6 protein-coding genes and 1 pseudogene are annotated in these 9,306 nt (G+C 75.5%); 1 reads left to right on the top strand and 6 read right to left on the bottom strand.

The genetic code is table 11. From position 1 onward, the window contains the following. Nucleotides 1–1,124: ATP-grasp domain-containing protein (locus tag ACEPPI_RS38340; RefSeq protein ID WP_373919882.1), on the bottom strand; the 1,124-nt coding region annotated here is incomplete at its 3' end. A 294-nt stretch (nucleotides 1,125–1,418) separates the two neighbouring features. Here ACEPPI_RS38340 and ACEPPI_RS38335 point away from each other — a divergent pair. Then, a complete protein-coding gene (locus ACEPPI_RS38335; protein ID WP_373919881.1) occupies nucleotides 1,419–2,951 on the top strand; it encodes a glycoside hydrolase family 26 protein in 1,533 nt (510 codons plus the stop codon). A gap of 5 nt (nucleotides 2,952–2,956) precedes the next feature. On the opposite strand, the gene ACEPPI_RS38330 is transcribed toward ACEPPI_RS38335, so the two are convergent. The 5 genes and pseudogenes from ACEPPI_RS38330 to ACEPPI_RS38310 all read right to left on the bottom strand — a co-directional run bounded on the left by ACEPPI_RS38330 (nucleotide 2,957) and on the right by ACEPPI_RS38310 (nucleotide 9,087). Then, a complete protein-coding gene (locus ACEPPI_RS38330; protein ID WP_373919880.1) occupies nucleotides 2,957–4,099 on the bottom strand; it encodes a GNAT family N-acetyltransferase in 1,143 nt (380 codons plus the stop codon). Then, nucleotides 4,096–4,785 (bottom strand): lipopolysaccharide biosynthesis protein, encoded by a 690-nt coding sequence (locus ACEPPI_RS38325; protein WP_373919879.1) that lies wholly within the window; start codon nucleotides 4,783–4,785, stop codon nucleotides 4,096–4,098. Before ACEPPI_RS38325 ends, ACEPPI_RS38330 begins: the two co-directional genes overlap by 4 nt. A 504-nt stretch (nucleotides 4,786–5,289) precedes the next feature. After that, nucleotides 5,290–6,414 (bottom strand): annotated as a pseudogene (locus tag ACEPPI_RS38320) (glycosyltransferase); the annotation flags it as partial. Then, nucleotides 6,411–7,187 carry a polysaccharide deacetylase family protein gene (locus tag ACEPPI_RS38315; protein ID WP_373919878.1) on the bottom strand — a complete coding sequence of 259 codons (777 nt, stop codon included), beginning with the start codon at nucleotides 7,185–7,187 and terminating at the stop codon, nucleotides 6,411–6,413. The gene ACEPPI_RS38315 and the pseudogene ACEPPI_RS38320, both read right to left, overlap by 4 nt. After that, nucleotides 7,177–9,087 carry a lipid II flippase MurJ gene (locus ACEPPI_RS38310; RefSeq protein ID WP_373919877.1) on the bottom strand — a complete coding sequence of 637 codons (1,911 nt, stop codon included), beginning with the start codon at nucleotides 9,085–9,087 and terminating at the stop codon, nucleotides 7,177–7,179. Before ACEPPI_RS38310 ends, ACEPPI_RS38315 begins: the two co-directional genes overlap by 11 nt. Nucleotides 9,088–9,306: the final 219 nt, after the last annotated feature.

The raw sequence follows: 9,306 nt of genomic DNA, 5'->3' as shown, positions 1-9,306 counted from the left end.
ACGGGGCCGGGCACCCCGGGCAGGCCGGACGCCCCGGTGCCGCCGGACGCACCGGACGCCCCGGACGCCCCGGTGCCGCCGGACGCACCGGACGCCCCGGACGCCCCGGTGCCGTCGGCCGGGCCGGGGTCCCGGTCCCGCACGGCGCCCGCCGCGGCGGTGCCGGCGCCGGCGGCCCGTACGGCCGTCGCCGCAGGCAGTCGGCGGCCCCGTACCGCCGCGAGCAGCGCGTAGTTCTCGGCGACGAACACCCGGCCGGGACCGCCCACCGGCTCCGGGACCCGTTGCCCCGTCAGATCGAGGTACATCGCCTGGACCACGTCCAGCCCGCGGTCGTCCGTGAACAGCCGGAACTGCGCGCCGGGGCGCGGGTTGAAGTCCACCAGCCGGAAGATGCCCCGCTCGTCGCACCGGAAGTCGAGGTCCAGGATCCCCTGGTAGCCGAGCCGTTCGGCGAGCCGCAGCCCCGATTCCTCCACGGCCGGGTCCGGGAGCCACCGCCCCACCGCCGTCAGCCCCGTCCGCACCGGCCAGGACAGCTCCTTGCGGCCCGACCCGGCGAGCAGCGGACGCCCGCCCCGGGCGAAGGCCCCGTGGAAGAACCAGTCGGTGTCGGGGCCGGCGGGCAGGAACCGCTGGAGCAGCAGGCGGCTCCCGGCCTCCGCCGAGCGTTCGTACAGCCGCCGCGCCTCCGCGACGCCGTGCACCAGGGTGGTGCTGCGCAGTCCGACGGCGGCGGGCAGCAGCCACGGCCGGCTCCACTTGGCCACCACGGGCAGGCCGAGCCGCCAGGCGGCCTCGGCCGCCTCGGCCCCGCTCGCCGGGATCACCGTCTCCGGGTGCGGGACGCCCCAGCGGGCGCAGAGCCGCGACAGCTCCGCCTTGTCGGCCACGCGCGCCGGGAGGTTGTCGGGCTGATGGGGGATCCGGAAACGGTCCGTCAGCATCGGGGCGACCCGGGAGACCGCGATGGCGCTCAGGTCGTCCATGGCGATGAGCACCGCCGGCCGCCCGATCCGCTTCGACACCCCGGTCAGGCACTCCAGCAACGCCTCGGGCGCCTCGGGGTCGAGACCCCCGTCGGGACCGGGGTGCGTGGCGCGCAGGTACCGCGAACGCCCCATGGGACCTCCCCCCGCTTCGACGACGGCATGGACCTCCACGCCCTTGCGCCCGAGCGATCTGACGGCGCCGAGGGTTCCGTGGTGGAACGGATTCCGATCGAGTCTGAGCAGAACGGCGGGCACATGGTTGGCGAACGCGTGCATCGAAAGGGTGTCTTTCACCTAGTCGGACCAAGCGGGCAGGATGCGCAGCTGCGAATGGCCTAGGCAAAGGCCACCGGACAGGCCATTCGTCAGATGTGATGTCTAACGTCGTCGGCAAGCACACCGGTTCAGGAAAGCTCGGGAGACGCCATGCCCAGACCACGCCGCCGACTGGCGAGCACCTGCATCGGTACGGTCACGGCCGGGTTGCTCGCCACCGGAGCCGCCCTCGCGGCACCGGAGGATGAGCCCAGGGGCTCCGACATCGCCATGGGCGCCTACCTCGACTACGGGCCGCCCGGCGTCGCCCGGATCCCGTACCTGTCGCGCTGGCTGGGCGGCAAGGAGATCCGGGTCGGGCACACGTATCTGCCCGGTGACCAGTGGGCGGGCATCGAGGGCAACGTGCCGTTCCTGGCGGACTGGGCCGAGTGGCGACGGGCCGAGGACGACCGGATGTTCGTGCTGAACGTGCCCATGCAGGCCCGCAACGAGGGCCGGGTGCCGGACTGGCACGTGGCCCGGCTGATCCGGGCCGGCGCGCAGGGCCAGTACGACCGGCACTTCACGAAGCTGGCCGAACGGCTGGTGGCGCTGGGGGTGCCGGACACGGTCGTCGTGCTCGGCTGGGAGATGAACGGCACCACGTACACCCACCGTTGCGGGCCCGACCCGGAGAACTGGAAGGCGTACTGGAAGCGCGTCGTCAACGCGATGCGCGCCGTTCCCGGCCAGCGGTTCAAGTTCGATTTCGCCCCGAACCGGGGGACGGACGCGATCGGCTGGACCAAGTGCTACCCGGGCGACGACGTGGTCGACGTCATCGGCATGGATTCGTACGACCAGGCGCCGGGCCGGACCTTCGAGGACCAGGTCACGCAGCCGTACGGGCTCCAGGCGCACGTCGACTTCGCGAAGGCACACGGCAAGGAGATCTCGTACCCGGAGTGGGGACTGTTCCGCAACGGCGACAACCCGGAGTACGTGCGGCGGATGCTGAAGTGGATCGAGCAGCACAAGCCGCTGTACCACACCATCACCGACTACTGCCCGCACGGCGTGTGGCAGTGCAAGCAGAACCCGGAGTCGTCGAGGGTCTTCCGTGAGGCGCTGACCCCGCGGGTGCCGGTCGAGCCCACTCCCCCGGTGGTCCCGACGCCCGTGGTCCCGACCCCGGTGGTGCCCACTCCGGTGCTCCCCACACCGGTCGTCCCGACCCCGCAGATCCCGACCCCGCAGATCCCGACACCCCAGGTCCCGACCCCGCAGGTGCCCACGCCTCCGGTCCCGGCGCCGACCCCCACCCCGGAGGCGTCCGACCCCCCGGTCGTCCCCAGCACGGGCACGGGTACGAGCCCGGCCCCGACGCCGCCCCCCGAGCCCGCGCCCGAGCCCAAGCCCGATCCCGAGGTGTCCGTCCCGCCGGTGTTCCCGCCGGCGCCGACGCCCGAGGTCACGGTGCCCGCGTCGCCGAGCCCGCTCGTCCCCGCACCCGTGCCCGTCCCCGTCCCCGTCCCCGTCCCCAGTCCGGCGCCGAAGCCGCCCGCCCCCGAACCGACCGCCAACAGCACGCAGTGGTGCGTCCCGCTCAACTTCGGCGAGTGGCTGAACAAGCTGGTCGGCAAGCAGACGGTCTGCATCAAGCTCGACTGGGTCAAGAACTCCGGCTTCTGGCCCTTCTAGACGGGTCACCGCACGCGCAGTTCGTTCAGCCGCGCCCGCCAGTCACGGGCGCCCGGCAGCGCCTCGCGCAGCGCGTCCACCGCCCGCTCGCGCCCCGTGACCTGCGACTCGTGCAGCCGCAGCAGGGGCGCGAGCGCGTGCGTGGCCAGCAGGAGACGCTGGTTGACGACCGTCTCGGGCCGCCAGTGGTTCTTGTACGGCTCGTTGCCGCGCAGGAAACTCACCACCGGCCGTCCCTCGGCCAGGGCCCGGCCCGCCTCGTAGCGCAGCAGCAGCGTCGCGACGTCGACCTTGCGGTCCCTCAGTTGCGGATCGGCGCCGTACAAATAGCCGCCGCTCAGCCCGGCGGACAGCAGCGTGACGTTGGCCGCCACCACCGCGCCGTCCAGCCGGAACTCCGTCAGCCGCCCCTCCCCCGCCCGCACCATCCGCCGGGTGGCCCGGGTCAGGTGCTCGGCGAACCGGGGCCGCAGGTGTTCGGGGGTGACCCCCCGGCCGCGCCACTGCTTCTCGTGGAGCCGCAGCAGGGTCCGTACGGCCCCCGGCACCTCTTCCTCGGTGACCTCGTGCTCCTCGATCCCGGCGGCGTCGGTCTTGCGCAGCTTGGCCCGCACCCGCTGGGCGCCGGAGGCCGGCATCCGTTTGACGAGCTCGTCGAAGGGCAGCGCGGGCAGTTCCATGCAGGTGGAATCGGCCAGCTTGCCGGACACCCCGGGCCACGCCTCGTACAGCGCCTCGGCCGCCGCCCCCGGCCGTACCTCGCGCAGGTCCACGACCGCGCTGCGGGCGGCCCGGTGCAGCCCGTGGGCCAGGGCGGGCACGACCTGGTCGGCGTACCCGTCGGCCACGAGCACGTCGAAGTAGTCGGTGATGGGCCCGCCCAGCGGCACCAGCCGCGGCAGCGGCCGGTGTACGAGCATCAGCGCGGCCGCGCCGACCAGTTCCCCGCCCCGCCGTACGAGCAGGACCCGGAGCCGGCCCTCCTTCCCGTACGACAGCCACCACGAGTGGAGCCAGGCGTGGCTCTGGAAGGGGGTGGCGGTGCGACAGCCTCGGACGAGCCGGTTCCACGGCTCCTCCAGCGCGGCGAACTGCCGGGGGTCGCGGCACATCGTCACCGTCAGGGCCCCGGTGGAGCCCCGCGTCATCGCACGGACTCCTTCTCCTTGGTCTCGGAGTGCTCGCCCTGGGCGGGCAGCGAGGCGTACTCCTCCACGACCGGGAGCGCCTCTTCCTCCTGCTTGCGGCGGCGGGGCCGGGCCAACAGCCACAGCCCGCCCAGCAGCCCGCCCGCGCACAGCCCGACGGCGCCGCTGACGGGGGCCGACGGGGAGGCGGGGTCGCTCGGCGCCACGGCCTGGTTGAACAGGAGCAGCTGCACGCCGGTGTTCTTGGCGGCCTGGTTGCTGGTCAGGGTGAGCGCGTCGGCGACGGCGTTGGCGATGTCGGCGGCCTCGGAGGGGCTCTTGGACATCCCGGTGATGGCGATCATCGGGGAGTCGGGGGAGGTCTCGGTACGGACCTGGGTGCGCAGGCGGCGGGCGTCGATCCCGGCGCGGGGCTGGGCGTAGGCGAGGGTGGAGCTGCTGGTGGCGATGCGTCCGTAGGCCTGGGCGAAGCCGAGGGCGGTAGCGGGCTCGGTGGTCTCGTTGGGGACGGCGACGACGTAGCCGGTGGCGGCGTACTCGGGGGCCTTGAGGACCCCGTACGCCCCGCCCGCGGCGAGGCCGAGCAGGGCGCAGGCGGGCAGGGGCCACCAGGCGGGCGGTGGCAGCAGCCGGCGCTTGCGCTCCGACCGGTGGTCGGACTTCTTCTGGTCGGCGGTGTCGGCCATGTGCGGTGCTCGCTTCCTGGGGGGAGGGGGGGGTCGTTCACCCCCGGCCGGCCCCCGGCCGGGGGCGGTGCGTGGGGGGGGGGTGCGGGGGCGTGGTGCGGGGGCGGGGCGGGGTCAGCCCCCGCCGGGTGCGGGGGCGTCCGCCGCGGTACGGGTCGCGGCCCCCGGGGCGGACGCGGCGGCCGGCCCGGACCGGGCTCTCACCCCGGGACCGGTGCCGGTGCCGGGACCGGTGCCGGAAGCCGTACCGGTGCCAGGGCCGGAGTCCGTGCCGGTGCCCGTGCCGGGGCCGGGGCCGGGGCCGGAAGCCCTGCCGTCGCCGGAGCCCGTACCGGGGCCGGAGGTCTCGTCGGCGCCGGGGCCCTGGGCCTCGGCCGGGTCGCGGCCCGGGGTGTCCGGGGCGGGCGCGGTTCGCGGGGCTGCCGGTGCCGGGGCCGGTACCGGTACCGGAGCCGAAGCGGGAGCAGGAGCCGGAGCCGGTGCCGGTGCCGGTGCCGGTGCCGCCGGTAGCGGGGCGGCCAGGGCGAGGGAGTAGACGTCGAGGAGCTGCCGGGCGGTGCGGGCGATGTCGTAGCGGCGTACCACCGGGGGCGCGGGGAGCCGGCGGGCGCCCGCTTCCATCTGCCCGCGCAGGGCGGCGACGAGTTCCTCCGTGCCGGGCCCGATCCGCCGCGCGCCGGGCGCCTCGGCGGCGGGGAGGTCGTCGATGGCGGGGCAGGTCACGTGGAGCACGGGGAGTCCGGCGGCCAGGGCCTCGACCACGGCGAGTCCGAAGGCCTCCTCCCTGGAGGGGGACACGAACACGTCCATGGCGGCGAGCAGGGAGGGGATCCCGGGCGTGCGCCCGTCGGGGCTGTCGCCGAGCGGGTCGCGCTCGCCCAGGAGGTGGATGCGGCCCTGCGCGCCGAGTTCGGCGGCGAGCGTGCGCAGCGCGGCCCGCTCCGGTCCGTCCCCGGCGAGGAGCAGGTGGGCGCCGGGCAGCGCGGCGACGGCCCGGACGAGTACGTCGAACCGCTTGCCGGGCACCAGCCTGCCGACCCCGCCGACCACGAAGGCCCGTTCGGGCAGCCCCGTGCGGGCGCGGGTGGCGCGGCGGGCGCCTTCGTCGAAGCGGAAGCGGGCGGCCTCGATCCCGTTGGGGACCACGTGGACGCGGGCGGCGGGCACGCCCCAGTTCTCCAGGCGGGCCGCCACGGTGTCCGATACGGCGACGGTGGCGGAGCCGAGCCGTTCGCCGGCGAGGTAGAGGGCCCGGACCCCGGCGGTCAGGGGGCGGCCTTCGATCTCGGCCTCGCCGAGGGAGTGTTCGGTGGCGACGACGGCCCGTACTCCGGCGAGCCGGGCGGCGAGGCGCCCGTAGACGCAGGCCCGGTAGAGGTGGGTGTGGACGAGGTCGTAGCGGCCGTGCCGGATGAAGCGGGCCAGGCGGGGCAGGGCGCCCAGGTCGCGGTTGCCGCGCATGCCCAGGTGGACGACCCGGACGCCGTCGGCGCGCAGTCCTTCGGCGACCGGACCGGGGTTGGTGAGGGTCAGGACGTCGCAGGGCATCGGCATGTGGCGCAGCAGGAGCCGCAGTTGCTGCTCGGCGCCGCCGACGCCGAGCCCGGTGATGACGTGGAGGGCCTTCACGGCAGGACCACCCGCCGCAGTTCGCGCACCCGGTGGCGCAGCTGCTTGATCCGCATCCGGCCGCGGCCGTCGGCCTGGCTGACGTGGGTGCGGGGCAGGGCGTGCGGGCCGGTGAGCCGTCCGGGGGTGATCGCGCAGGCGTACGCGTATCCGGCGGCCCGGGTGGCTTCGACGACGCGGGCGTCGAGGTGTCCGTAGGGGTAGCAGAAGCCCCGGGGGAGGCTTCCGGTCAGTTCGCGCAGCAGGTCGCGGCTGCCGCGCAGTTCCTGCCGCAGGATGTCGTCGGGGGCCGTGGTGAGGTCCTGGTGGAGCAGTCCGTGCGAGCCGATCTCCGTTCCGCCGGCGGCGGCTTCGCGGATCGCGTCGGCGGTGAGGAGGGACTTGCGCGGGCCGAGCGGGTCCCACACGTTGTCGGCGCCGAGCCGTCCGGGCAGGACGAACAGGGTGGCGGTGCAGTCGTAGCGGCGCAGCAGGGGCAGGGCGCCGGTGAGGAAGTCGGTGTAGCCGTCGTCGAAGGTGAGTCCGACGAGGCCGCGCCCCTGCCCGGCGGCGCGGGCCCGCAGCAGTTCGCCGACGGACACCCCGCGCAGTTTCCGGGTGTGCAGCCATTGCAGCTGGGCTTCCAGGGCGCCGGGGGTGACGGTGATCCCGTACGGGTCCTCGGCGGGGTCGGTGAACTCGGCGACCGAGTGGTACATCAGGACCCACGGCGATGCGGACCGGCGGGCGGGGCCCTCCACGGCGGGGGATGCCGTGTCGGTGTCAGCGGACATTGCGGAACCTCTGGGTGAGCTGGGTCAGGCGGGTGGTGAGCTGGGAGGCGGTCTGGGCGATCTGGGCGGGCAGGGCGGTGACTTCGATGGCCCGCATGGCCATGCCGGTGGCCCCGAACATGGCCGGGACCAGCAGGCAGCCGAGGGCGGCGCTGAGCATGGGGTCGGGGATCATCGGGCCGGCGAGCCAGCCGGTGCCGCCGGCGGCGACGGCGGCTACGGCGAGGCGTCCGATGCTGAGGGCGACGCGGCGGACCTGGATGGCGACGATTCGGGAGCCGAGTCCGGTGAGCAGGAGGGCGGCGGTGGTGGTGATGCCGGCGGCGTTGGCGGCGGCGATGCCGTAGGTGCCCCACCAGCCGACGGCGAGGGCTCCGGCCACGATGTTGACGAGCAGCCCGGCGCCCATCGCGAGCGCCGGGAACCAGGTGGGCCGGGCGGTCGAGAAGAAGGGCCGGGAGAGTGCTCCGACGAGGCAGTGGCCGAGGAGTCCGAGTCCGTAGACGCGCATGACGTCGGCGGTGGCGAGGGTGTCGCGGTGGGTGAAGGCGCCGCGTTCGAAGAGGACCTGGATGATCTGCGGTGCGTAGCCGATGACGAGGGCGCTGCCCATGAGGACGGCGAGGGAGGCGAGGGCGAGGTCCTGTTCCACCCGGCGCCGGGCCTTCTCGCGTTCCCCGCCGGCCATGGCCTGGGCGACGACGGGGAAGGTGACGGTGCAGATCATCAGGGAGAGCACCATCGGCATCTGCGCGACCTTCTGCGCGTAGTTGAGGTGCGAGATGGCGCCCGGGGGGAGGGAGGCGGCTAGGAAGCGTTCGACGAGGACCTGGGACTGCCGGAAGACGGCGAAGAAGATGACGGGGGCGATGACTCCGAAGGCGATGAGGGTGGGCCGGTCCCGGTCGCGCTGGCTGCGGGGGGCTCCCTTGGGGCGGGTGGGTCCGAAGCCGACGTTGCGGATGAAGGCGGGGAGCTGGACGAGGACCATCAGCAGTCCGCCGACGGCGACTCCGGCGGCGGCGGCGCGCACGCCCCACAGGGCGTGGAGGGCGACCATCGTGCCGATGATCCCGACGTTGTACGAGACGTAGATCGCGGCGGGCGGGACGAAGGAGCGGTGGGCGCGCAGGGCTGCGCTGAAGTAACCGGCGACGCCGAAGGTGAGGACGGTGAGGGCGGTCATCCGGGTGCACTGGACGGCCAGTTCGGGGTCGGGCAGGCCGGGGGCGAGCAGTGCGACGACGAGCGGGGCGGCGACGATCAGTACGGAGGCGACGGCGGCCAGGAACACGGCGAGCCGCGGCAGGGTCGCCCCGACGAGGAGCCGTACGGGGTCGGCCGCGCGGGCCTGCCTGCGGGTGAGGCCGGCCCGGCTGGCGGCGCGGCGGGCGAGGGCGTGGCTGAAGGCGGGCACCATCAGCAGGGCCATGGCGTCCTCGATCAGCATGGTCGAGGCCATTTCGGGGACGGTCCAGGCGATCAGGAAGGCGTCGCTGTCGTGTCCGGCGCCGAAGAGGTGCGCGATGGTCTGGTCGCGGACGAGGCCGAAGACGGCTCCGGCGGCGGTCAGTCCGGCGGTGACGGCGGCGGCTTTGGCGAGGAACCGTCCGAGCGGGGCGGGGCCGTTGCCGGAGCCGCCGGCTCCGACGCCCGGCCCGCCGGCGGCCCGACGGCGCCCGGCCTGACCGGGCCGGGCGGCGTCGGCCGGTACGGGGCCCCGCGCGGGTGCCCCCGGTCCGGTGGCCGGTCGCCGGCCGGGCCGGTGCCCGGTGTCGCCTGTGCCGGTGCGGCGTCCCGCGAGGGCGTAGTCGGGCGCCGCTTCGGGCGTGGGCGGTGCGGCGGGCCGGGTTTCGGGGCGGCCGGTGGCGCGTACGGCGGCCCGACGGCCCGCGGGCACGGCGTCGGCCTCCGCGTCACGACCGGACCGGCCACCCTGCCCGGCCTGCCCGGCCTGCCCGGCCTGCCCGGCCTGCCCGGCCTGCCCGGCCTGCGGCCCCTCGGCCCCGGGCCGGGGGGGGGGGGGGGGGGGGGGGGGGGGGGGGGGGGGGGGGGGGGGGGGGGGGGGGGGGGGGGGGGGGGGGGGGGGGGGGGGGGGGGGGGGGGGGGGGGGGGGGGG

Source organism: Streptomyces sp. AB3(2024), from assembly GCF_041862025.1.
GTDB lineage: Bacteria > Actinomycetota > Actinomycetes > Streptomycetales > Streptomycetaceae > Streptomyces.
This window is presented reverse-complemented; position numbering and strand designations above follow the sequence as displayed.